A 21,367-nucleotide genomic window follows, 5' to 3' on the forward strand; every position below is an offset into this window, starting at 1 on the left:
CGTACAGACTGCAAGATGCCGCATTCTCTCACCGCCATGAGTTTGCTCCTCTTTGCCGCCGTCATAGCCGCGGTTGTTGCAGTCTTCGCCTATCGCCAGCGCCCGAAACCCGGGGCGATCTGGCTCGCCCTGCTGCTAGCCGGTGTCGCCTGGTGGGCGGCCGTCTACGCCGTCGAACTACCGATCACACCACTCCCGGTGCGGCGGCCGTTCATGAAGCTCCAGTGGCTCGGGAGCCTCAGCATCCCCGTGTTCTGGCTGTTGTTCTCCCTGGAGTACACGGGCCGGGACCGCTGGGTGAACCCGGTTTCGGTCGCCGGGCTCTTCGTCGTCCCGACGGTCGTGGCCGGGCTGGTGTTCACCTTCGAACACCACACCTTGCTCTACCGGTCGGTCGAACTCGTCCAGAACGGTGACCTCTACGCCGTCGAACACGTGTTCGGTCCGGCGTTCTACGTCGGCATCGGCTACTCCTACCTGCTCACGCTGGTGGGGTCGGCACTGTTCGTCTCCCTGCTGGCCGGCCGGAGTCCGACCCACCGCAAGCAGTCCCTCGCGCTCCTCGTCGCCATCGTCGCCCCCTGGCTCGGCAACCTCGTCTACATCTTCGACGTCTCCCTGCTCGCCGATGTGGACCCGACGCCGATGGCCTTCCTGGTCACGGGCGTCGCCAGCTTCGTCGCACTCGAGCAGCTCGACCTGTTCGAGGCGGTGCCCGTGCCCGACCGCATCGCCCGCGACATCGTCATCGACGGGATGTACGACCCCGTCGTCGTCGTCGACAACCGCGACCGTATCGTGGACATGAACACCGCAGCGACGACCATCGTGGGATTCTCCGCACAGACCGCCCTGGGACGGAACGCGAACGAGACCGTCCCGGGCTTCCCCGAGGGCACGGCCGACGGCGAGACCGTGACGGTCGACTCGCCCGAGGGCGTCCGCCACTTCGACGTGGCCATCTCGGCCATCGAGGACGCCCACGGCCGACCACTCGGACAGGTGGTGACGATGCGGGACGTCACCAAGCGCCAACACGACGAGCAGCGCCTGAACGTGCTCAACCGCGTCCTCAGGCACAACCTCCGCAACGAGATGCAGGTCGTCGCCGGCTGTGCCGAAGAGCTCCAGTCGCGGCTCGACGACGAGGCGGACGTGGCGCTTGCGACCACCATCGCCGAATCCGCCAACGAGGTCTCCGAACTCGGCGACACCGCCCGGGAGATAGAGGACCTCCTCGAGACCCCCGAGAGCACCCCTGCGATCGGCCTCCGGGACACCATCGACCGCCTCCTTGACGACGCGGAGACCGAGAACCCCGGGGCGGTCTTCACGCTCCAGTGGACCCCGGACCACGACATCCGATGTCGTCGCCCCATCGAGCCGGTGTTGCGTCACCTCCTCGAAGCGGCCACCTCCTCGAACAGACCGCCGAACCCCCACGTGCGACTGTTCGTCGCGGCCGACACCGAGGACTACGTCTCCATCACCGTCGCCGACGACGGCCCGCCGATCTCCGACGCCGAGCGGGCCGTCCTCGAGACCGGGGCGGAGACGCCGCTGGACCACGCGAGCGGCCTCGACCTCTGGCTGGTCCTCTGGGGGACCCGTGCGATGGGCGGGTCGCTCGACTTCGAGTCCCACTCCGACACCGGGAACGCGGTCACCGTCCACGTCCCGGTGGTCGAGTCTGTCCGGTCGAACGAGCAGCAGGCGAGTGCGGAGTGATAGCAACCGCCTTCCATACTTTTAAACAGCAGTCGCGCGAAGTATTCGACCGGGTGATACAAATGGCAGAGAAATCCAACGCCGAACTTCCGCCGCTTCCGTACGAGTACGACGCACTCGAACCCGCCATCTCAGAGCAGGTCCTCACGTGGCATCACGACACGCACCACCAGGGCTACGTGAACGGCCTCAACGCGGCCGAAGAGACACTCGCGGAGAACCGCGAGTCCGGCGACTACTCGTCGACGGCCGGTGCGCTCGGCAACGTGACGCACAACGGCTGTGGGCACTACCTCCACACCCTCTTCTGGGAGAACATGTCCCCGGAGGGTGGCGACGAGCCCGAGGGTGACCTCCGTGACCGTATCGAGGCCGACTTCGGCTCCTACGAGGGCTGGAAGGGCGAATTCGAGGCTGCTGCCTCCGCCGCCGGTGGCTGGGCGCTTCTCGTCTACGACCCGGTCGCCAAGCAGCTCCGCAACGTCAAGGTCGACAAGCACGACCAGGGCGCGCTCTGGGGCGCACACCCCATCCTCGCCTGCGACGTCTGGGAGCACTCCTACTACTACGACTACGGTCCGGACCGCGGTTCCTTCATCGAGGGCTTCTTCGACGTCGTGAACTGGGACAAGGTCGCCGAAGAGTACGAGAAGTGCACGGCGCACTTCGAGTAAGCGACGAGTCGTACAACCACACGTTTTCTTTAGTCGTCGTCGACCTCGGGAGCGACGCGTCCGTGAGCCGCCGCCGTCCCCGTGACCTCGAATCGCGCACCGCCATCACGGCCGTCGGTCACCACGAGTGACCAGCCGTGCCCCTCGACGATGCTGCGGACGATGGAGAGCCCGAGGCCGGTCCCCTCCTCGTTGGTCGAGTAGCCGTCTTCGAGCACCTGCTCGCGCTCGGCTTCGGGGATACCCGGCCCGTCATCCTCGACGTAGAACCCCTGCTCGTCTCCGGGGAGCGGCCCGATGCGGACCTGCACACCGGGTGTGGTATGTTCCACACTATTTCGAAACAGGTTCTCCAGCGCCCGACGCAACTGGCGTTGGTCCGCGAGGAACGAACAGTCGCCGTCGACGACGAGCGTCCCTGACCCGGTGTCGACGGTCTCCCAGGCGTCCCAGGCGAGCGACGCCAGGGAGACGGGTTCGGTCGCATCGACGGTCTGGCCGGCGCGGGCCAGTGCGAGCACGTCGTCGATGATGTCCCGCATCCGGTCGTGGGAGACGGTCACCTCGTCGAGGTGGGCGACGTTCCCCGTCTCTCGGGCGAGTTCCACGTAGCCCTCGGCGACGTTGAGGGGGTTCCTGAGGTCGTGACTGACGAGGCTCGCGAAGCGTTCCAGTTGCTCGTTCTGGCGTTCGAGTTCCTCCTCACGGGCCTTTCGGTCGGTGATGTCGTGGAGCAGGTAGAGGCGACCTACGTCGCGGCCCCGGCCGTCACGCTGTGGCGCGGCCTGCACGTCGAAGTAGCGCGTGTCGTACTCGTTCTCGACACCGACGGTCGTCCGAGAGTCCTCGCTGGCGCTGACGGCGACGGCCGCGACGGGCTGGTAGGAATCGTCCAGCACGCTGTCGAGGCGGTCCCCGAGTACGGACTGTCCCCGAAGGTCGAGCATGTCCCGGGCGGCCCCGTTGATGTCGACGAGTCGGTCGTCCTCGTCGAGCACGAACACCCCGTCGCGCATGTTCTCGACGACGGCCTCGCGGGCGACCGGGGAGAGGTCGAGAAAGCGGAACTGGAACATGGCCCAGGCGAAGGCGAGGCCGGAGGCGAACAGGCCGAAGGGCGTCGGGTCGAACGCCGTCAGGTCCGTGATGTAGAACGCGTTCGCGGTCCACGGCGCGGCGACGGCGATGACCAGTGCCTGCCCCTGCCGGCGGTACACGTCCTGGGCGTAGTAGAGGTACCGAAGCAGGTGGTACGTCCCGGCAACCAGCAGGGCAGTCCCGTAGGCGAACAGCGCCCAGAACCCGGGGCCGTGGCTGAACCGGTGCCCGCTGATGGAGGCGGTCTCGCCCGGAGGAAGGGCCGCTGCCGGGGTCACGTCCGTCCAGAAGACCTCGACTGCCGGATACGCGAACACGAGGGCAACCGCGACGGCACCGACGAGCGCGAACAGGCCGATTCTGGGTCGCGTCAGCCGGTTCCCCTTGCCGGTGTACTCCAGGACGAGCGCGTACCAGGCGGGGATGATGGTGACGACAGCGACGTACAGCAGTTTGCTCAACAGCAGCGAGAGCCCGGTTCCCGGGACCAGCGAGGAGCCGAGAACCGTCGCGAACCACAGCGCCATCGAGAGCATGAACACCGTCAACGGGCGAGAACCGGCTGCTGGCCGGTTCCGCCACGCGATGGCGGCGACCACGAGCGAGATGGGGATACCGACGCTGAACACCGCCTGGAGGGAGAACCTGACGACGGGTGGGAGCGTCGAGAGCGGACCGAGCGGGGTCGCGGCCCAGACGTTCATCGTCGGGGGGTTCTCGACAGCGTCACTTAGATTCGCCGGCCATGTCAGTCGACCACGGCACCGGTGAACTCGAAGCGGGCACCACCAGCCGAACTCTCGGTGACCGCGACACTCCAGCCGTGGGCGTCCGCGATGGACGCGACGATAGCCAGTCCGAGGCCAGTTCCGTCGTCTCCGGAGTAGCCGGCCTCGAGGACGTGTTCACGCTCGTCGATGGGAATCCCCGAGCCGTCGTCCTCGACGTAGAACCCCTGCTCGTCGGCGCGCAGGAGCGATTCGGCCGAGCCGAGGGTGCCGACGCGGATCTGGACGCCGTCGGCAGACGCACCGTGTTCGACCGAATTTTCGAACAGGTTCTCGAACAACCGGAGTAGCCGTCTGCGGTCCGCCCTGACGTACTGGTCCGCCTGCACCGACAGGCTGGCGTTCCCGGTGTCGAGGTTGTTCCAGGCGTCCCGTGCGGCGTCCCGGAGTGGGTGGAACTCCTGGTCCTCGCCGGTGATGCTCTCGCCCTGCTGGGCCAGCGTCATCATGTCCTCGACGATGGCGTCCATGTCGGTCAGGGCCTGCCGCGTCTTGCGGAGTTCCCCGCGGTCGCCCTGTCGGAGCCCCCTGACCAGGCTCTCCTCGGCGGTCGCGAGCGGTCGACGAAGGTCGTGGCTCACGATGCTCGTGAACCGCTCCAGTTGCTCGTTCTGGCGCTGGAGTTCCTGCTCGCGGTGGGTGCGGTCGGTCACGTCCCTGACGATGAACAGGCGGCCGACGCGCTGGCCCTTCTCGGAGGCGAGTGGTGAGACCTCGATCTCGAAGTAGCGCCGACCCTCGGCGGTGTCGAGGCTGATCTCCTCGGTCAGGTCGTCGGCGTCGGCGTAGCGCTCGTACAGCGCCTCGTTGTCGCCGAGCACGTCCGCCAGCGACCGGCCGACGACCCGCTCGCCAGCGACGCCCAGTATCTCCTTGGCGCGAGGGTTCACCTCGACGAACTGGTCGTCGGTGTCGAGCACGAACACGCCGTCGGTGATGTTGTCGAGGACGGTCGCGCGGGCGACCGGCGCGACCTCGGTCAGCCCGAACCGGAAGATGCCCGCGACGAGGGCGACGCCGCTGATGGCGAACATGACCGGCGTGAAGTCGGGGACGCGAGTGAACCCGACGAGCGGGGTGAGGTCCGGGACCGAACTCCCGGCGGCGGTGAGCCCGAAGAACGCGACGTTCCCGACCAGCGGCGTGAGGGCGGCGATGCCCATCGAGAACGCCTGGCCGCGGTACAGCGACTTCGAGCGCGAGACCTGCCGGAAGACGAGCACGGCCCCCGCCAGCGTGAGCAGGTAGCCGTAGGCGAAGTGGAAGTAGTACGGAATCCCGTAGCCGTCACCGTACTGGATGACGGTGTCGGTGCCCGGCTGGACGTTGCTCCACCAGAGCGAGTGCATCGGGGCCGTCCAGACGAGGACGTTGACCCCGATGGGGACGATGGCGAGCACGGCCAGCAACCGGATGTTGACGAGGTCCTCCCGACCGGCGTAGCGAAGCGCCAGCACGAACCACGCCGCCACCACGACGGGAATGCCCAGGTACACAAACTGAGAGCCCCGGAGGGCGAATTCGTAGGAGCCGCTCAGGACGCCGTACCGGTAGACCAGCGACCCGACCTCCCAGACGATGGACGACACCATCATCACAACCAGCGGTCGAGCGATGGGTTTGTGTCTGTTCTGCCAGGCCAGCGTCGCCGCGGTCACCGAGGCGAGGATCGAGAGGACGAGCACGAGGTCGTAGAGCCCGTACGTGACGCCCCCGATAGTAAACAAACCACTCATGTATCGTTCATTAATGATTGTTCGGTAATAGATAGGTGCTTCGGCCGTTAGCCCCCGCCCCACCGTCAACCCACCAGCGACCGGTTTGCACCCACCAACACCGGCGGACAGCGCCCTGGATGGGTACCATAGTCACACCGACTCGTCCCCCGTGCTCCATCCATAAAAATATATTTTACTCGACAGTTTTATGCGGGATAGCCCTCCTCGTCTACACGCCGCCGGGCCAGACACCACCACTGCAATGCCACACGACCCTGCGATTCCACACGACACTGCCATGTCACAACCTGTCATCCTGCTGTCCCGTGTCACGGCGTCGGCGCGCACGGCGTGGGAACCCGCTGCACCCGAGTAGGTCCCCACACCCTTCATAACCACCCTTCCACAGCGACAGACCCGCACAGCGTCGGCCAACAACCGGACCGTTTAGGGGCGGGAGCGTCCTACGCGTGACCATGCCCGTCCCGAAGTCGGAGTTCGAGAAACTCCACCCGTGTGACTTCTACACACCCGAGGAACTGTTCGACGACGACGAGATGTACACCGTCTACGAGATCGCCCGACTCCTGCAGGGGCTCGACACCGACGCCGACCTCGACCGCGACACCGAGGACATCCTGCTCGACTGGGCCATCCCGTGGGTCATGCGCAACGCCGACGACCTCGTCGTGGCGACCCCGCGGAGCGACGACGAACCCGGCTACTACGGCCTGAAGGAATGAGGCTGCTCGTCGCCGGCGACGCCCGCGTCGACGCCGGGAAGACGACGTTCTCGACCGGCCTGTGCGAGTACGTCGGCGCGACCGGCTTCAAACCCCGCGCCGGCAACGACTACTGGTTCGACCACGACGACTACCAGCGAGCCGTCGCGCAGGGCCGACTCTACGGAAAGGACGCGAAACGGCTCGCGGCCGCCAGCCCCGGGTCCCCGGACCCGGAGGACGTGAACCCCCTCCATCGGCTCTGGCGACCCTCGCCCGGCTCGGACTCGGGGATGCTCGGCGCGAGCCACCGGCGGTTCGTCCTCGACCGGGTGGGCGACGAGTACGTCGTCAACGCGAACGCCGACGTCCCCGAGAGCGCCCGCGAGCACCTCCCCCTCGACGATGCCATCGTGGTCGAGACGCTGGCTGAACTGAACGAGGTGATGACCGACCGCCACACGACGGCCTTCGACAGAATCCGCGAGGAGATACTGTCCCGTGACCGGGCCGTCGTCGAGTCCTACGCCGACATCGCGCTGCCCATCCAGGACGTTGCGTTCGACGCCGTGGCGGTGGTCGAACCCGAACGCGCACGGGTGTACGGCGGCGAGCGCTACGCGAAGGCCTGTGCGGTGGTCGGCGGGAGCACGCACGAAGGAAAACTGGAGGAGCGCGTCTCGGACGTCGTCTCGTACTGTGACCCGCTCGCGACGGTCGGGCTCCCCGCGCTCGGGAGCGACGCCAGGGCCGACCCGGAACGAGTCGCCGACGCGTACGAGGTGGCCTACGAGGCAGTCGTGACCGCCGCGCTCTCCTGATTCGCCTGTTCTCCAGTCCGCTCCTGCCCTACCGTCGGAACGCCGAGGAGGCCATCTGCAGGGCGGCGTCGACGTGGCCGTACGGCTCGTTCGTCACGGACGGGCCGTGGCCGACGTGCATCTCCTCGAACTCCTCGTCGACCCGCTCTTTCACGCGCTCGATGCTCTCGATGAGCGCGCCGTGGTCGCCCTCCTCGAGGTCGGTTCGGCCGAAGCTGCCGTTCTGGAAGATGAGGTCGCCCGCGAACAGCACGCCCGCCTCGTCGCTGTAGAAGCAGAGGTGGTCGTTCTTGTGTCCGGGCGTGTGCAGCGCCTCGTACTCGTGGTCACCGATTGTCACCAGCTCGCCGTCGGCGATGGCGTGGTCGATGCCGGGCTGGTCGGTGTCGAAGCCCCACGCCTCGACGCCGAAGGCCTCCTTCACGTCGGCGAGGTTTCCCACGTGGTCGGGATGGGTGTGGGTCATCACGACGGCGTCGATGCCGCCACGCTCCTCTATCTTCGAGACCACGTCGAAGTTCGCGCCCGCGTCGACCAGGACGCGGCGGTCGCCCGAGACGAGGAAGACGTTGCTCGTGAACGCCTGCACGCCTGCGGCGAGGTTGGATATCATGTGCCTGCCTACTGGTGCGAGGCGTTTGACGGTTCCGCTCGCGGGTCGCGACGCGAGGATGGCGTCGGTCCGTCAGTCGCCGCCAGCCCCCACGAGGACCAGCTTTGCGACGTCGTCGTAGGGGTTCGTCAGCTGGCGTGTCTCCGCCGCAGAGACCCGAAGCGCCTCGTCCTCACCGACGGTGACCGTCTCGTCGGCGAGGACCACGTCCACGCTGCCTGCGACCACGACGTACACCTCCTCTTGCCCGTCGTGAGAGTGGTCGTGTTCCTTGCCCTTGCAGCCCGGTTCCATCTCCATGATGGTCACGCCGACGTGCTCGGCGTCGAGGGCGTCACGGAGGAACCACATCCCGCCGTACTGCTCGTCCATCACCGAGTCCACGTCGTCGATGCCCGCTTTCGTGTAGCTCATGCGTGTGCCGGTACGGCTGCCCGCCGTATCAACGTGGGGCGGGACAGCCCATGGTGGTTCGTGCACTGGGGTGACGGAAGAAACACACTTCTGGCCAGAGGACCCAGAGGGAGGTATGCGCGACGAAGCCGAGATCCGCGAGCAGTACGAGTTCCTCAAGGACCAGCTCGACGACGAGGACATGAAACACGAGGGTGTGAAACAGATGTTCACGTACTACAAGCGGGCCCTCGGCTGGGTGCTCGAAGAGGAGCACATCTGAAGCCACCTCGCACCGTATCTGCGAGTATGAAACGTATCGGTCGACGGGGGGTACTGGCGGGAGCGGTCGCGATGGCCGCCTCGCTGGCGAGTCGACGGTCGGCACCACCCGACCGTCGCCAGGAACTGGTCGAGCAGTACCATCGGGGACAGGAGAACGTGGTCGCGTCGTCCCAGCAGTTGACACGTGGGCGGCAGCTCCTGGCGGGCGGTGCGGACGCCGACCTCGCCGGCGCGGTGTTCACCAACGCCCGGCTGACGGCCCAGCTCGCCGCCGACGCCTTCTACGATGTGAGTGCGATGGCCGCCGGACTCGGCTACGAACGCGTCGTCAGGGACGCCGAAGTGGGGAACGCGTTCGCCACCAGTCTGGTGACGTGCTCGGACGCCTGGTACGACCGCAGTCGGTACGGGGGAGCCGACCCGGACTGTCCCGACCTGGACTGGGCTGGACTCACCGACGTGACCGACGTCCGGACCGCAGTCGGCCTGTAGCGTCGCACTTTTCTCCCCGCCCCGACCACGCTGTGGCATGAACGTACGTATCGCAGGTGACGGACCGGCGGCCGAGGCCGTGGTGGCGGCGCTGGCCGACACGGACGCCGAGTCCGAGCGGGTCGAGGCCGGAGCTGTCGACGGTGGCGACCTCGGCATCGTCGTCGGGCCGGTCGGTGACGAGTCGTTCGAGACGGTGAACGAGGTGGCGGACGGGCCGTGGCTGGCTGTCGAGCTCGGTGGCATCGGTGGCGCGCCCGTGTCGGGCGTCGACGCCGCCGTCACCGGCCTCGAATCCGGGCGTGGCTGTTACGACTGTCTTCGGGCGCGAGTCGCCGCGAACGCCCGCGAGACCGACGAGGGGGACGTGGACGCACCGACCGCGAGACTCGCGGGTGCCGTCGCCGGGCGGCAGGCGGTCGGGTTCCTCTCCGAGGAGGGCGACATCGTGGGCGCGGTTCACGAACTCCCGCACCAGAACCGCTCGTTCCTCCCCGTGCCCGGTTGCTGTGTGAGCCGCGACCGGACCATCCGCCGGGACCACGAGGACGTGAGTCTGGACGACGCGGTCGGCCGGGCCGAGCAGACGCTCGACCCGCGGGTCGGCCTCGTCAGCGACATCGGCGAGGTGGAGTCGTTCCCCGCGCCGTACTACCTCGCGACGAACTCGGAGACCAGCGTCTTCAGCGACGCCAGCGCGCCGAAGCAGGCTGCCGGCGTCGACGACGACTGGAACGCCGCGTTCATGAAGGCCGTCGGCGAGGCGCTCGAACGCTACTCCTCGGCGGTGTATCGCAACAGCGAGTTCCAGTCGATGCCCCCCGCGATGGTCGAGGGTGGGGTCGCCCCCGATGCCGTCGTCCGGCGGGACGATGCGCCCGCGGTCGACCCCGAGGAGCCGATTCCGTGGGTGATGGGCGAGAACCTGGCCACGGAGGAGGAGACGCCACTGCCGGCCGAAATCGTGCAGTTCCCGCCGCCGGAGGAGCGCTACACCGACGCCATCACGACCGGCCTCGGGCTCGGCAGCTCGGGAGCGGACGCGCTGGTCTCCGGGCTGACCGAGGTCATCGAGCGCGACGCGACGATGCTCGCGTGGTACTCGACGTTCGAACCGCTGGAACTCCGCGTCGACGACGAGGCCTACCAGACGCTCGCCCGGCGGGCCCGGTCCGAGGGGCTCCGGACGACCGCTCTGCTGGTCACGCAGGACGTGGATGTGCCGGTCGTCGCGGTGGCGGTCCACCGCGAGAACGGTGACTGGCCGGCGTTCGCGGTCGGCTCCGGGGCGGCACTGGACCCGGTCGATGCGGCACGCTCGGGGCTCGCCGAGGCGCTCCAGAACTGGATGGAACTGCGGTCGATGGGTCGTTCGAAGTCGACGGACGAACCGGGTGCCATCGCGGCCTTCGCAGACTTCCCCTCGGCGGCCGCTGACTTCCTCGATGCCGGCGGGCCGGTCCCGGCGACGAGTGTCGGCCCGGACGACCCGGCGACCGGTGCCGAGGCCGTCGACGAACTCGTCGGCCGCGTCACCGACGCGGACCTGACGCCCTACGCCGTCCGGCTCACGCCGCCAGACGTGGCCCAGGCTGGCTTCGAGGCCGTCCGCGTCGTCGTGCCCGGTGCCCAGCCGCTGTTCACCGACCAGCCCGCCTTCGGCAAGCGTGCGGAGTCGGTCCCCGAGTCGCTCGGTTTCGACCCGCGGCTGAACCGGCGACACCACCCGTATCCCTGAGGAATCGTTCCGGTTTCGAGAACGATAACTCGGCGAAGAGTAACTTTAAGCAGGCCGGGTCCAAAGGTACGATTGGTGTGCCAATTACTAACATGACAGAGCTATCCAAGGATGGGGAGCACGTCGTCTCGGAGTTCGATCTCGGCTGCGCAACATGCGGCGGTTCGTTGACACGGTCACACGTCTCTCCAGAGACGATCGGTGTAGAGACGACCGACCCACTCGAGGTCGCAGAATGTGCGAACTGCGGCGGCCGGTACTTCCCGCGGAACACGCTCGACGCCCTGTAGTCGAAACAGTAACCGTTCAGACGTACAGCGCCGCCCGAAGCATGTCACGCGTCCCCGGTCCGAGGCCGACCGCGACGATTGCGACGAGCAACATCACAGTGAAGCGCGGGCTGTCCTCGAACACCACGTCGTCGAAGACGTAGATGACGAACGTCGCCGCGACCAGCTTCACGATGAGGAACGGGAACGCGTCGAGGTACGCCGGGAGGATTCCACCCGAGATATCGACGATGAACCGGTTGACCGGGTGCTTCCCGACGAGGTTCGCCTGGCCCGTCAGGAACGTCATCCAGTCGAGGCCGACGACGTTCGCGACGCCGTCGATGGAATGCGCCCAGAGGATGACCACACCCATCAGGCCAGTGCCGCGGTTGATGCCGGGCTTGAACGTCTCGATGAGGTACCAGACGACCGCCGTCGAGATGGTCGCCCCGACCAGCACGACCACGAGCACCTGCGGGTAGAAGTAGACGAACTCCTTGGTGAGCGACGCCCAGCCGAGATAACCGAGCGTCACGGCCAGAATCGCGCTCGCGATGACGAACAGTGGGTACTCGTAGGTTTGCTCGATGACGTTCCGCGAGAGATAGACCGCCAGCACCAGCGCCCCCAGCGCGACGAAGAAGACGGTGAAGTAGATGATGGGACTGATGAGGAAGGAATTGAGCGGGTAGTCGATGAGGACACCCGTCGCCTCGGCGGGGCTGACCCCACTCGCGATTTCGTCAGCGCGGACCTGTGCGGCGCGGTTGTTCACGTCCTCGACGACCCGGAGTGCCCCGCCGAAGAACATGAACGGGAACAGGCCGTAGAACATCGCCCGGTAGCGCTCGATGCGAAGCTGTTTGAGGAGCAAGGCGACCCCGACCAGCATCACCAGCAGGATGACCGCGTACCCGATCTCGGAGACCACCGTGTAGCCCGGCTCGGCGACCGGTCCCATCCCGGCCGGGACGTTCGTACAGCTCTGTGGCTGAATCTGCTCGCCGTTCGCCCAGGCCGCACAGCTCCAGCCCTTCGCGTCGGCGTAGACGGGACCCCAGAAGTAGTGCCAGACGAAGTTGGCGTACACCGTCCTCGTGAACAGTATCGACCCGAGCCCGAACACCGCGGCGAGCAGGGCGACCGACGCGGCCCAGGCGCGCCCGATGCCGATACGTTCTATCACGTCACTCATATGCCCATCGCGGGGGCGATTCGGCATTACCCTTCTGGTCTCGTGCGCCACGGCTACGCGAACGTCCCCACGTCGCCCGGTTTCTCAGAGCGGCAGTTCCTCGGACTCGTGGGGCGTCCCCAGGATGACCATCGTCTGTGACCGCGCGAACCCGTCCATCTGGGCGATGCGGTCGAACATCAGCTCACGGAGGGCGTCCGCGTCCGCCGCATACACCCGGGCCATCACGTCCCACTCGCCCGTCGTCAGGTGGACCTCCTGCACGCCCTCGATGTCCTGCAGGCGCTGGAGCGTGTCCTTCTCACGACCCTGCTCGACCCGCAGGCCGATGATAGCCGAGATACCGAGACCGATGGCCTTCGGGTCCAGTTTCGCGTGATAGCCCTCGATGACGCCGGCCTCCTCCAGCCGCCCGACCCGGTCGTGGACGGTCGCGCTCGACATGTCGATGCGTCGGGCGATCTCGCTGAAGGTGGTCCGCGCGTTCTCCTGGAGGATGCGGAGGATGTGGCGGTCCGTCTCGTCGAGTTCCATGCGCGTGGGGAGACACCCCAGGGTCATAAGGGACCGTACTTGCGGCGGTTCCGCGTGTGGATTCTGGCCGGGTGGCGCGCGCCGTCGAGGGTGCTGAACGCCAGTGAAGCCACGAGGCGGCTGTGCGAGGGACGACCGGAGCGAAGTGGAGTGTAACGGAACGGAGCGCAGGGAGTCGGCTGGGGAGGGCGTGGCTGCGGGGCGGTGCGGTTGCGGTCCCATTGCCACCAGCGCGAGCGGACCTGTCCGCTACCCACCGCAACCGTCGTCACGCAGTCCGAATCTGCTCGATCTCTTGTGCCGCCTCCAGCACTGCGTCGTGTCGCGTCCCGTTCGAGGCGACCAGCCCCTGGCTCTCGTGGGTCCAGCGCTCTCCCTCCAGATCGGTCACGGTGCCGCCGGCCTGCCGCACCAGATACACCCCGGCGACGGTGTCCCAGGGATTCACCTCGACGTTGGTGATGGTCGCCTCCAGCGAACCCGCCGCGACCATCCCGAGGACGGCCTGGGCGCAGCCGAACCGCCGCATGTCGCCGAAGCGCTCGACGATGACCTCACACGCCCGGCTGTACTCGTCCCGACGGTCGTAGTCCCACCAGATGGTCGGGCAGATGACGAACCGGTCGAGGTCCGTCTTCTCGCTCACCGCGAGTTCGTTCCCGTTCAGGAACGCCCCGTCGGGCCCGGCCGTGTAGTAGTCCCCGAGCGCCGGCATCGCGTTCGCGGCCGCGACGGGCTCGCCGTCGACCACCGCCGCGACGCTCGTCACCCACACCGGGATGTCCCGAACGTAGTTGTTCGTCCCGTCGATGGGGTCGATGACCCAGACCGGCCCCGATTCGGGAACCGCCTTCAACTCGTCGTCCTCCTCGCCGACGATTGCGTCGTCGGGGAACTCCTGGCGGATGTGCTCGATGACGGCCCGCTGGGCGTCCCGGTCCGCCTGCGTAACCACGTCCGTCTTCTGGCCCTTCTCCTCGATGGCGATGCCGGTCCGGAACCCCCCGGCCGCAACGTCTGCGCCGGCTCGCGCGGCCGCCTCGGCCACGCGAACCCGGTCTGCGTACTCGGTCATGCCCACACTCCGGGCAGCCGGACGAAAATACTCTCCGATTTCGAACACGCGGCAAGAAACTTTATCTACCAGATAGAGAGTGAATAACCATGGTTGGCCTCTACGCCGAGCTGTTCTTCCTCCTCTGTCTGGTCGGTATCCTGGTGATGCTCTGGCAGAAACTCGCCCGACTGAACCAGGGCGAGCGACCCGACCCCGACGTGGAGTACACCGACAGCGGTGGGATGGACCCCGGCTCAATGGACGCCGACGGCGACGGCAGGGTCACGCTCACCGAACGGATGCGACGGAACTGACACTCCCGGACAGAACAACGCTTTTGCCCCTCGACCGGCCATCTCCGGCTATGGTCGAACCCATCCAGGTCGGGCTGTTCGCCCTCGCCATCGTGTTCATGCTCGCGCTCCGCTGGAAGTTCGGCGGAACGACGGACGACGGCCCCAGCTACTCGGACAACAACCCGTTCGTGGGTGACGACGACGAGAAAGAACGCGGATTCTGACGCGGTCGCTACTCGAATTTTCGGTATCAGAAGTTTGCGAGGGCAAGACGCTCCGTCTTGCCGCGCATGTCTTGCGGTTTCCCGCAGCCATGCGAGGGAAGGGATTTGAACCTCGGTCGCAACGAGTTGCTCCCCGGCTCAAACCCTTCCGTTCGCAGTCGGGCGCTCTCTTTCGGTCGCGCCAGACATGCGAGGGAAGGGATTTGAACCCTTGGACCTCTACAGGAGCGGATCTTGAGTCCGCCGCCGTTTCCAGGCTTGGCTACCCTCGCACGCATCCGTAACTGTGCTGTCGGGGCGTTAAAACGTTGCGAACCGGGGCAGGATTATCCACCGAGGGCGAAGCGGGCGACCACACAGTCACCGGATTCGTCGGTGTCGACGACGGCGAGTTCGTCGGCCACGAACGAGAGGGAGGGGGCGCGGTCGTTCAGGAACGCGACCACGGAACCGAGCTCTGCTGGCGTGAGGTCCCCGTGTGCGAGGGTGACGTGGGGTTGCCACACCGATGGTCGGTAGTAGGTGTTGGGAGACTCCGCGGCTCCGACGACCGTGTCGAAGATGGTCTGCTGGACCAGCGAGAGCTCGTCGGTCCGGACGACCGGGACGTGGACGACGGGCGAGTCACCGGGGAACACACCGATACCGGCGGTCTGGACGACGAAGGGGTCGAACGCTTCGGCGACCCGCGAGAGGCTCTCGTCGAGGTCGTCGCCGTACTCGACGGCACCGTGGTAGGAACAGTGCGGCGGTACCGGGGAGGTTCTCGCGAGTCCGAACCGGTCGTGAAGGTCGCGCCAGAGGCGCTCTACCTCCTCAGCGCACTCGCCAGTGAGCGTGGTCACGATAGCGTAGGTCATGTCGCACCAGACGTGTCGAGATGAAATATCTTTCTCGTGATACGAAATGGCACAGCAGCCGGTCCAGTTCCTGCCAACCAAATGGACTATACTCTTCAGTTGGGAATCACGAGGCATGGACTCCCGTATTCCCGGCTTCTACGAACTCCCGCCGGCCGAGCGACTCGACGTGCTCGCGGCGCGATGTGACCTCTCCGAGACGGCACGCGACGCCCTCGAATCCACGTCGGGGCTCGCCACCGCCGACCAGCTCTCCGAGAACGTCGTCTCGACCATCGCCTACCCCCTCAGCGTCGCGACGAACTTCCGCATCGACGGGACCGACCGCCTGATTCCGATGGCGACGGAGGAGAGCAGTGTGGTCGCCGCCGCGGCGCACGGGGCGAAGCTCGCGCGTTCCGAAGGCGGGTTCTCGACCTCGGTCACCGGCCCCTACATGACTGGCCAGATCCAGGTGACCGACGTCGAGGACCCACACGCCGCCAGAGCGCGGGTCCTCGAACACGCCGGCGATATCCGGGCCGAAGCGAACGACCAGGGCGTCCTCGTCTCCCACGGCGGCGGCTGCGAGGAGGTGACCGCCCGCGCCCTCGACACGCCGACCGGCGAGATGCTGGTCGTCCACCTGCTCGTGAACACGCAGGACGCGATGGGCGCGAACGCCGTCAACACGATGGCCGAAGGGGTCGCGCCGACCATCGCGGACCTGACCGGTGGTGAGGTCGTCCTCAGGATTCTGTCGAACCTTGCCGACCGTCGGCTCGCCCGGGCCCGGTGTACGATTCCGCCCGAAGCTCTCGACCGCGACGACACGGACCGGTCTGGCGAGCAGGTCAGGGACCGCATCGTCGACGCCTGGGCGTTCGCTGCCGCCGACCCGTACCGGGCCGCCACGCACAACAAGGGCGTGCTCAACGGGATGGACAGCCTCGCACTCGCGACGATGAACGACTGGCGGGCCATCGAGGCCGGTGCGCACGCCTACGCCGCACGTGACGGCTACGGGCCACTCACGACGTTCGAGGTCGATGCCGACGGCAACCTCGCGTGCAGTATCGAGGTCCCCGTCCAGGTGGGTGTCGTCGGCGGGGCGACCAGGGCGCACCCGACCGCCAACGCCGCGATGGAGCTCCTCGACGTCGAGACCGGCGACGAACTCGCGGGTATCTTCGCCGCGGTCGGGCTCGCGGAGAACATCGCCAGTATGCGGGCACTCGCGGACGAAGGCATCCAGACCGGTCACATGAAACTCCACGCGAAGAACGTCGCCGCCGAGGCCGGGGCCCCCGAAGACCTCGTCGACGAGGTCGCCGCCCGGATGGTCGCCGAGGACGACGTTCGGGCGAGTCGCGCTCGCGAGCTCGTCGCAGAACTGGGCGAGTAGGCGGCCCCACAGCAGCGATGGATTGACCAGCCTGCCAGCCGAACCATCGACCAGATGGACGAGCACACGACCGACCCGACCGTCGGTCCCCCCACGCAGGGCACCCCGACCGGCTGGCTCCCGGAGCAGGAACGCTGGGAGCACGACACGCTCCGGCGCGCCCTGGTCCACGGGGTTCGCCTCTACAACGCCGGCGAGTTCCACGAGTCCCACGACTGCTTCGAGGACGAGTGGTACAACTACGGCAGAGGCAACGCCGAGAGCATGTTCCTCCACGGGATGGTGCAGGTCGCCGCGGGGGCGTACAAGCACTACGACTTCGAGGACGACGACGGGATGCGCTCGCTGTTTCGCACCGCCCTCCAGTACTTCCACGGCTTGCCGGGTGACTACTACGGGGTGGACCTGCGCGAGATTCGGACCGTCCTCACGAACGCACTGACCGAGCCTTCGGAACTCGACGGCTGGCGCATCCGTCTCGACGGGGAGCGTCCCGAGGTCAGGGAAGTAGATTACGAGTACGCCGAGTTGACCGAACACGGTCCCTGAACCCGCGAGTTCTCTCCTGCTCTACTCGCCGTAGCCGATGGGCGTCCTGCCCCTCCCCGACACGAACAGCTTGTCGAGCTGTGCGCCGTCCTCCCGGAAGGCCACCGTGAAGGTGTGGCTGCCCTCCGAGAGCGAGAACTGGCGGTGGTCGGACCAGTCGTCGGTCTCTGGTTCGGGGACGCGCTCCCAGGCGAAGTCGCGCTCGCCACCGACGCCGCCCCAGCGAATCCAGTCGCCGTCGTCCATGCGAACCCAGAACGAGTCGTCCTCGTCGCTGGGTCGGTGGGCTCTCGCGTACACCTCGTACTCGCCACCTTGCACCTCGAAGTCGTAGGTGAGGTGGCCCTCGCTGGGCGGCTCGTGGCTGCTGTCGACCCCGCCAGCGACGACGTAGCTGTCGCCGGAGGCGTTGGGGTCGGACTTCGTCTCGAAGGGTGCGCGAACCGTCGTCTCCTCGGCCTCGAACCAGACCTCTCGCGGCGGGCTCGGTGGTGGCGAGGCGAGATAGCCGCCGGAGACGCGCTCATCTGCGACAGCGTCGTCCGGCATCGGGCGGCCTTTGACCGCGATGCCGTACTGGTCGTAGAGCTGGCGGTTGGTCTTCCCGACGAGGTTCCCGGCGTCGGTGCCCGCCAGTTCTTTCAGGTCGTCCGCGCCGAGCTGGTCGACCGTTTTCTGGTCGGGAATGGGAACGTGGTCGGGGCGCTGGGCCTCGTAGTACACCGGCCGACCGTCCATGACGACGCCCCCGTCGTCGTCGAACACCTCGTCCGCGCCGCGGTCGTCGGGTTCGTCCAGGCCGACGCGCAAGTTGCCCTTCCCGCCACGCTCGAAGGTGCAGTTCTCCAGCTTGATTCGCCGCGCCGGGTGCGGATGGCCGTCCTCGACGCTGACGTTGACGTCGTTGGCGAACCGGCTGTCACGGTAGACCGTGATACCTCGCGGCAGGGGTCTCGCGCCGATCTTCCAGCCCTCCACGTCGAGGCCCTCGAAGACGACGTGGAAGGGGTAGGGCGTGTTCCGGTTGATGCCCACGCTGTTGAGCGACTCGGGGTGTTTCTCGGCCTGCTCGTCGTCGACGGCGCGCTTCGTGGCCTCCCGGCCGCGACCCCAGACCAGCCGGGCGTCTTTCACCCGAAGGTTGTGACTGTAGCGAATCGAGAGCCCGTTGTTCCCGCCCTCGGCGTTGCCGTGGTCGGGCGAGGCGACCCGGCCCCAGGACCGGACGAGTGGCCCGACGTTGAACGCGGTGAAGCCCTCGATGACGCTGTAGTCCTCGAAGCGCTCGTGGTCCCAGCCGAACTGGTGGCGCGAGATGTCGAGACCACCGCCGGAGGCGAACGTCGTGTTGTTCCGGAACGACTGGATGGGGACGTACGCCGAGGAGACCTTCCCGTCGTACGTGTGGTCGGACTCCACGAGGTGGGGCATCTGCTCGTCGTCCACGAACTTCAGGGGGAAGTTCGCGACCGTCCCGCGCCGGTCGTGAATCTCCTCGCCCGGACGCAACTCTCGGTCGATGAGTGGCCGGTTCCAGAAGACGAAGCCGTGGTGACGGTGGCCGGCCGCGACGTTGTCCTCGATGGTGAGTGACGGCCCCTGGAACCAGAAGCCGTGGCCGCCGTGGCCGAAGTCGTCCACGTCGCCCGGGTCGTCGTCGCCCATGTCGAAGTCACGGGAGTCGGGCAGGTCGCCGCTGCCCTCGGAACGCAGGGCGAAGTTCCCGACGAACGAGCCCCGCTCGTTCCCGGCCTCGGCGACGAATCCTGCGCCGAACACGTCGTAGGTGACCGAGTCCGTGACCTCGGCGTAGCTGTGGTGGTTGACGACACCCCAGCCGGGGCTGCCCCGGACCGCGACGCCCTTCACGGTATGCGGTTCCTCGGTGTCGATGCCGGTTTTGTGGAAGTGCAGGGCGTACCTCGCGCGGGGGTTCGGGTCCACGTCCTCCGGGGGTTTCCCGTGGATGGGGTTCGTGAAGGCGTAGGACTTGTCGGTCCGGCCGAGGCCGTACAGGCCGGCGTAGTGGACCGCCACGTTCCGGGACATGAACATGGTGTGCCCGCGCCGCGGGATGGCCTCGTTCTCGGAGACGAACTGGACGTTCCGGTCGAGGTTCTGGACGTACGCCGAGAGGTCGGATTTCGGCGGGCTGTGGTCGTACTTGAGGGTGCGGTCGAGTTCGACTGTCGAGCCCGAGACACCGGTGACGAACACCTCCTCGTCCTCGTTCGCCATCGGGTCCATTCCAGCCACCACGAGTCGGTCACCCTCGTCCCAGTTCGTCGGTGCCTCGGGTAGTTCGAGCGAGCTATCGCCGGGCGTCGGCGCACTCCCCAGTTCGCTCCACGTCGTCTTCTCGGTGCCGTGGACCCGGACCTCGCCGAGCGCCAGTAGGCCGGTGCTCAGGCGATTCGGGTCCCAGTCCTCGTCGATGGGGCCGAGGTCGACGAAGGTGAGTCGTGCTTCCGACTCGCGGGCGATGGGCCGCGATTTCCGGCCGATCTGCAGGACGCTCTCGGGCATCGTGACCACCGTCTCGGCCCGGAGATGGCTGTCCTTCTCCGGATGGAACGCAAGCGCGCCGTCGACCCTGAGCGTCTTCATCCGGGCCGTCGAGTCCCCCGCAAGCGTGACCGTCACGTCGGCCGGAATCTGTGCCCGAGCGAAGTCATCGGGGACCGACCCGCCCCACGTCGCCGGGTCGTGCCAGGACCCGTCTCGCGTTGCGCGGTGGGTCACCTGGTCCTCGGAAACGAGCGCCTCGATGTCGCTTGGGTCGTGATGGTCCGGGGGACTCGCCGCACCACTCGGCGGTGGGACCTCGACGCCACCGGCCGCGACCGACGCCAGGTTGGGTACCCCGAACTTGCCCAGTGCTGCCCCGGCAGTTCCAGCTCCGAGCGTCGCGAGTAACAGTCGTCGTGTCGGTGCGAGGTCCGTCACGGCTTCCCCCACTGCCGCCGCCTGGTCACCGATGTCCGCGCCGAGTCCGTCGCCGTCTCCCCCGTCGAATCGCCCTTCCTTGTCCTCGCGTGACATTACTGCGGTCCTCCCGGTCCAGTCGTCGCATCCATCTTGCGTTACACCTTTTCGACACGAGTAATAAAGGTTGGACTCCGTTCAGGTTTCCCCTGGCTGTGGCTCGTCGCGGTTCGTATTGGATATTCTACAGTAACAGGTCAGGGCGACTTCGCGGGGCCGTACCGCCGACTGACGTGCAGCTTGATGTCTGCGACGACGGTCGGGTCGTAGGTCCAGAACCCCTCGAACTCGCCGGGGGCCGTCTCCTCGGCGAGCAGGGCACACGCGTTCAGGTCGTCCCCGCCGCCGTCGTAGACCACGAACCAGTACCGGCCGATCTCCATGGACTCGACCGGGTAGAACCAGACGTCGGTCATCGAATCCGGCATCCAGTCCGGCAGGCCGTACACGTGAATCGAGAGGTCGCCACGTCTGCCCAGTTTCTCGTACACCGGGACCTGGTCTTTCATCGCGCCGAGGTTCTGGAATCCGGTGTGGAGTTCACCGCGGCCGACGCGCCACGCCCGGTCCTCGATCTCGCGGGAGGCAGCGAGCAACTGGCGCTTCGAGAGCGACCGGAACACCGTGTCGTCCAGCAGTTCCAGCAGGCACTGGAACGCCGAGTTCCGGTGCTGGGTGCTCAGTCCCCGACTGCTCTCTGGTGAGACGAGTTCGGCCACCGCACCGAGGCCGACGCTCCCGATGTACCCGTCGTCGTCGCTCACGACGATGAACCCCTCCTGGTCCCCCTCCGGCAGCGGTTCGTAGCGGAGGCTCACGTTCCGTGCCTCGAACGCGAGGTCGAGGTCCGCCATCGGCTCGGATGCGTACACTGTCATCGTCTTGCGACGTGACCGCATCGTCTCTAATATCTGTGAGAGGGACATCAGACAGGCTCCAGA

Annotated in this window: 22 protein-coding genes and 1 tRNA gene; 12 read left to right on the forward strand and 11 right to left on the reverse strand. The window is 67.0% G+C overall.

Annotated features, from left to right (window positions below):
• Positions 1-36 precede the first annotated feature (36 nt).
• Both N6C22_RS14720 and sod read left to right on the forward strand, forming a co-directional pair.
• Entirely contained in the window at positions 37-1,728 is a 1,692-nt protein-coding gene (locus N6C22_RS14720) for a histidine kinase N-terminal 7TM domain-containing protein (RefSeq protein WP_261651878.1), read from the forward strand.
• Between the two features lie 62 nt (positions 1,729-1,790).
• Positions 1,791-2,402 (forward strand): superoxide dismutase, encoded by a 612-nt coding sequence (sod, locus tag N6C22_RS14725; protein ID WP_261651879.1) that lies wholly within the window; start codon positions 1,791-1,793, stop codon positions 2,400-2,402.
• A gap of 29 nt (positions 2,403-2,431) precedes the next feature.
• On the opposite strand, the gene N6C22_RS14730 is transcribed toward sod, so the two are convergent.
• Together N6C22_RS14730 and N6C22_RS14735 are read right to left on the reverse strand one after the other, a co-directional pair.
• Positions 2,432-4,204, reverse strand: a complete 1,773-nt coding sequence (locus tag N6C22_RS14730) for a histidine kinase N-terminal 7TM domain-containing protein (RefSeq protein WP_261651880.1) — start codon at positions 4,202-4,204, stop codon at positions 2,432-2,434.
• 44 nt (positions 4,205-4,248) lie between these two features.
• On the reverse strand, positions 4,249-6,024 hold the full coding sequence (locus N6C22_RS14735; RefSeq protein WP_261651881.1) for a histidine kinase N-terminal 7TM domain-containing protein: 1,776 nt from the start codon (positions 6,022-6,024) through the stop codon (positions 4,249-4,251).
• A 458-nt stretch (positions 6,025-6,482) separates the two neighbouring features.
• Between N6C22_RS14735 and N6C22_RS14740 the strand changes: the two genes are divergently transcribed.
• Together N6C22_RS14740 and N6C22_RS14745 are read left to right on the forward strand one after the other, a co-directional pair.
• Positions 6,483-6,749 (forward strand): DUF5827 family protein, encoded by a 267-nt coding sequence (locus N6C22_RS14740; protein WP_261651882.1) that lies wholly within the window; start codon positions 6,483-6,485, stop codon positions 6,747-6,749.
• The gene (locus N6C22_RS14745; protein ID WP_261651883.1) at positions 6,746-7,549 is read left to right on the forward strand and encodes an ATPase; all 804 of its coding nucleotides are present in this window, start codon (positions 6,746-6,748) and stop codon (positions 7,547-7,549) included. The genes N6C22_RS14740 and N6C22_RS14745 overlap by 4 nt, the downstream gene beginning before the upstream one ends.
• A 28-nt stretch (positions 7,550-7,577) precedes the next feature.
• On the opposite strand, the gene N6C22_RS14750 is transcribed toward N6C22_RS14745, so the two are convergent.
• Positions 7,578-8,162 carry an MBL fold metallo-hydrolase gene (locus N6C22_RS14750; RefSeq protein WP_261651884.1) on the reverse strand — a complete coding sequence of 195 codons (585 nt, stop codon included), beginning with the start codon at positions 8,160-8,162 and terminating at the stop codon, positions 7,578-7,580.
• 72 nt (positions 8,163-8,234) lie between these two features.
• Positions 8,235-8,576: a cupin domain-containing protein gene (locus N6C22_RS14755; RefSeq protein WP_261651885.1), complete on the reverse strand. Its 342-nt coding sequence runs from the start codon at positions 8,574-8,576 to the stop codon at positions 8,235-8,237.
• A gap of 115 nt (positions 8,577-8,691) precedes the next feature.
• Here N6C22_RS14755 and N6C22_RS14760 point away from each other — a divergent pair, with 115 nt between their 5' ends.
• The 4 genes from N6C22_RS14760 (at position 8,692) to N6C22_RS14775 (ending at position 11,360) form a co-directional block, all read left to right on the forward strand.
• Complete coding sequence (locus tag N6C22_RS14760; RefSeq protein WP_261651886.1) at positions 8,692-8,838, forward strand: hypothetical protein; 147 nt, start codon at positions 8,692-8,694, stop codon at positions 8,836-8,838.
• 26 nt (positions 8,839-8,864) lie between these two features.
• Positions 8,865-9,332: a hypothetical protein gene (locus N6C22_RS14765; protein WP_261651887.1), complete on the forward strand. Its 468-nt coding sequence runs from the start codon at positions 8,865-8,867 to the stop codon at positions 9,330-9,332.
• A 37-nt stretch (positions 9,333-9,369) separates the two neighbouring features.
• On the forward strand, positions 9,370-11,070 hold the full coding sequence (locus N6C22_RS14770) for a YcaO-like family protein (RefSeq protein WP_261651888.1): 1,701 nt from the start codon (positions 9,370-9,372) through the stop codon (positions 11,068-11,070).
• Between the two features lie 92 nt (positions 11,071-11,162).
• Entirely contained in the window at positions 11,163-11,360 is a 198-nt protein-coding gene (locus N6C22_RS14775; RefSeq protein WP_261651889.1) for a zf-TFIIB domain-containing protein, read from the forward strand.
• Positions 11,361-11,376: 16 nt separating this feature from the next.
• Here N6C22_RS14775 and N6C22_RS14780 read toward each other — a convergent pair whose 3' ends face one another.
• The 3 genes from N6C22_RS14780 to N6C22_RS14790 all read right to left on the reverse strand — a co-directional run bounded on the left by N6C22_RS14780 (position 11,377) and on the right by N6C22_RS14790 (position 14,146).
• Entirely contained in the window at positions 11,377-12,537 is a 1,161-nt protein-coding gene (locus tag N6C22_RS14780; RefSeq protein WP_261651890.1) for a DUF63 family protein, read from the reverse strand.
• A gap of 84 nt (positions 12,538-12,621) precedes the next feature.
• On the reverse strand, positions 12,622-13,071 hold the full coding sequence (locus N6C22_RS14785; RefSeq protein ID WP_261651891.1) for an Lrp/AsnC family transcriptional regulator: 450 nt from the start codon (positions 13,069-13,071) through the stop codon (positions 12,622-12,624).
• A 268-nt stretch (positions 13,072-13,339) separates the two neighbouring features.
• The gene (locus N6C22_RS14790; RefSeq protein ID WP_261651892.1) at positions 13,340-14,146 is read right to left on the reverse strand and encodes an inositol monophosphatase; all 807 of its coding nucleotides are present in this window, start codon (positions 14,144-14,146) and stop codon (positions 13,340-13,342) included.
• Between the two features lie 89 nt (positions 14,147-14,235).
• Here N6C22_RS14790 and N6C22_RS14795 point away from each other — a divergent pair, with 89 nt between their 5' ends.
• Both N6C22_RS14795 and N6C22_RS14800 read left to right on the forward strand, forming a co-directional pair.
• On the forward strand, positions 14,236-14,442 hold the full coding sequence (locus N6C22_RS14795; protein ID WP_261651893.1) for a hypothetical protein: 207 nt from the start codon (positions 14,236-14,238) through the stop codon (positions 14,440-14,442).
• Positions 14,443-14,492: 50 nt separating this feature from the next.
• Positions 14,493-14,648 carry a hypothetical protein gene (locus N6C22_RS14800; protein ID WP_261651894.1) on the forward strand — a complete coding sequence of 52 codons (156 nt, stop codon included), beginning with the start codon at positions 14,493-14,495 and terminating at the stop codon, positions 14,646-14,648.
• A gap of 188 nt (positions 14,649-14,836) precedes the next feature.
• Here N6C22_RS14800 and N6C22_RS14805 read toward each other — a convergent pair.
• Together N6C22_RS14805 and N6C22_RS14810 are read right to left on the reverse strand one after the other, a co-directional pair.
• Positions 14,837-14,920, reverse strand: a tRNA-Leu gene (locus N6C22_RS14805).
• Between the two features lie 54 nt (positions 14,921-14,974).
• Positions 14,975-15,508, reverse strand: coding sequence for a 2'-5' RNA ligase family protein (locus N6C22_RS14810; protein WP_261651895.1), 534 nt, complete (start codon positions 15,506-15,508; stop codon positions 14,975-14,977).
• A 115-nt stretch (positions 15,509-15,623) separates the two neighbouring features.
• Between N6C22_RS14810 and N6C22_RS14815 the strand changes: the two genes are divergently transcribed.
• The gene (locus tag N6C22_RS14815; RefSeq protein ID WP_261651896.1) at positions 15,624-16,892 is read left to right on the forward strand and encodes a hydroxymethylglutaryl-CoA reductase, degradative; all 1,269 of its coding nucleotides are present in this window, start codon (positions 15,624-15,626) and stop codon (positions 16,890-16,892) included.
• A gap of 54 nt (positions 16,893-16,946) precedes the next feature.
• On the forward strand, positions 16,947-17,441 hold the full coding sequence (locus tag N6C22_RS14820; RefSeq protein WP_261651897.1) for a DUF309 domain-containing protein: 495 nt from the start codon (positions 16,947-16,949) through the stop codon (positions 17,439-17,441).
• A gap of 21 nt (positions 17,442-17,462) precedes the next feature.
• On the opposite strand, the gene N6C22_RS14825 is transcribed toward N6C22_RS14820, so the two are convergent.
• Both N6C22_RS14825 and N6C22_RS14830 read right to left on the reverse strand, forming a co-directional pair.
• Positions 17,463-20,483, reverse strand: a complete 3,021-nt coding sequence (locus tag N6C22_RS14825) for a G8 domain-containing protein (protein ID WP_261651898.1) — start codon at positions 20,481-20,483, stop codon at positions 17,463-17,465.
• A 140-nt stretch (positions 20,484-20,623) separates the two neighbouring features.
• Positions 20,624-21,304, reverse strand: a complete 681-nt coding sequence (locus tag N6C22_RS14830) for a DICT sensory domain-containing protein (RefSeq protein WP_261651899.1) — start codon at positions 21,302-21,304, stop codon at positions 20,624-20,626.
• Between the last annotated feature and the right edge of the window lie 63 nt (positions 21,305-21,367).

The organism is Haloarchaeobius sp. HME9146 (assembly GCF_025399835.1).
Classification (GTDB): Archaea; Halobacteriota; Halobacteria; order Halobacteriales; family Natrialbaceae; genus Haloarchaeobius.

Excerpts from the sequence above, each read along its gene's own strand:
- N6C22_RS14720 (WP_261651878.1), top strand. The coding sequence starts at position 37 with ATGAGTTTGCTCCTCTTTGCCGCCGTCATAGCCGCGGTTGTTGCAGTC.
- sod (WP_261651879.1), top strand. The coding sequence starts at position 1,791 with ATGGCAGAGAAATCCAACGCCGAACTTCCGCCGCTTCCGTACGAGTAC.
- N6C22_RS14730 (WP_261651880.1), bottom strand. The coding sequence starts at position 4,204 with ATGAACGTCTGGGCCGCGACCCCGCTCGGTCCGCTCTCGACGCTCCCA.
- N6C22_RS14735 (WP_261651881.1), bottom strand. The coding sequence starts at position 6,024 with ATGAGTGGTTTGTTTACTATCGGGGGCGTCACGTACGGGCTCTACGAC.
- N6C22_RS14740 (WP_261651882.1), top strand. The coding sequence starts at position 6,483 with ATGCCCGTCCCGAAGTCGGAGTTCGAGAAACTCCACCCGTGTGACTTC.
- N6C22_RS14745 (WP_261651883.1), top strand. The coding sequence starts at position 6,746 with ATGAGGCTGCTCGTCGCCGGCGACGCCCGCGTCGACGCCGGGAAGACG.
- N6C22_RS14750 (WP_261651884.1), bottom strand. The coding sequence starts at position 8,162 with ATGATATCCAACCTCGCCGCAGGCGTGCAGGCGTTCACGAGCAACGTC.
- N6C22_RS14755 (WP_261651885.1), bottom strand. The coding sequence starts at position 8,576 with ATGAGCTACACGAAAGCGGGCATCGACGACGTGGACTCGGTGATGGAC.
- N6C22_RS14760 (WP_261651886.1), top strand. The coding sequence starts at position 8,692 with ATGCGCGACGAAGCCGAGATCCGCGAGCAGTACGAGTTCCTCAAGGAC.
- N6C22_RS14765 (WP_261651887.1), top strand. The coding sequence starts at position 8,865 with ATGAAACGTATCGGTCGACGGGGGGTACTGGCGGGAGCGGTCGCGATG.
- N6C22_RS14770 (WP_261651888.1), top strand. The coding sequence starts at position 9,370 with ATGAACGTACGTATCGCAGGTGACGGACCGGCGGCCGAGGCCGTGGTG.
- N6C22_RS14775 (WP_261651889.1), top strand. The coding sequence starts at position 11,163 with ATGACAGAGCTATCCAAGGATGGGGAGCACGTCGTCTCGGAGTTCGAT.
- N6C22_RS14780 (WP_261651890.1), bottom strand. The coding sequence starts at position 12,537 with ATGAGTGACGTGATAGAACGTATCGGCATCGGGCGCGCCTGGGCCGCG.
- N6C22_RS14785 (WP_261651891.1), bottom strand. The coding sequence starts at position 13,071 with ATGGAACTCGACGAGACGGACCGCCACATCCTCCGCATCCTCCAGGAG.
- N6C22_RS14790 (WP_261651892.1), bottom strand. The coding sequence starts at position 14,146 with ATGACCGAGTACGCAGACCGGGTTCGCGTGGCCGAGGCGGCCGCGCGA.
- N6C22_RS14795 (WP_261651893.1), top strand. The coding sequence starts at position 14,236 with ATGGTTGGCCTCTACGCCGAGCTGTTCTTCCTCCTCTGTCTGGTCGGT.
- N6C22_RS14800 (WP_261651894.1), top strand. The coding sequence starts at position 14,493 with ATGGTCGAACCCATCCAGGTCGGGCTGTTCGCCCTCGCCATCGTGTTC.
- N6C22_RS14810 (WP_261651895.1), bottom strand. The coding sequence starts at position 15,508 with ATGACCTACGCTATCGTGACCACGCTCACTGGCGAGTGCGCTGAGGAG.
- N6C22_RS14815 (WP_261651896.1), top strand. The coding sequence starts at position 15,624 with ATGGACTCCCGTATTCCCGGCTTCTACGAACTCCCGCCGGCCGAGCGA.
- N6C22_RS14820 (WP_261651897.1), top strand. The coding sequence starts at position 16,947 with ATGGACGAGCACACGACCGACCCGACCGTCGGTCCCCCCACGCAGGGC.
- N6C22_RS14825 (WP_261651898.1), bottom strand. The coding sequence starts at position 20,483 with ATGTCACGCGAGGACAAGGAAGGGCGATTCGACGGGGGAGACGGCGAC.
- N6C22_RS14830 (WP_261651899.1), bottom strand. The coding sequence starts at position 21,304 with ATGACAGTGTACGCATCCGAGCCGATGGCGGACCTCGACCTCGCGTTC.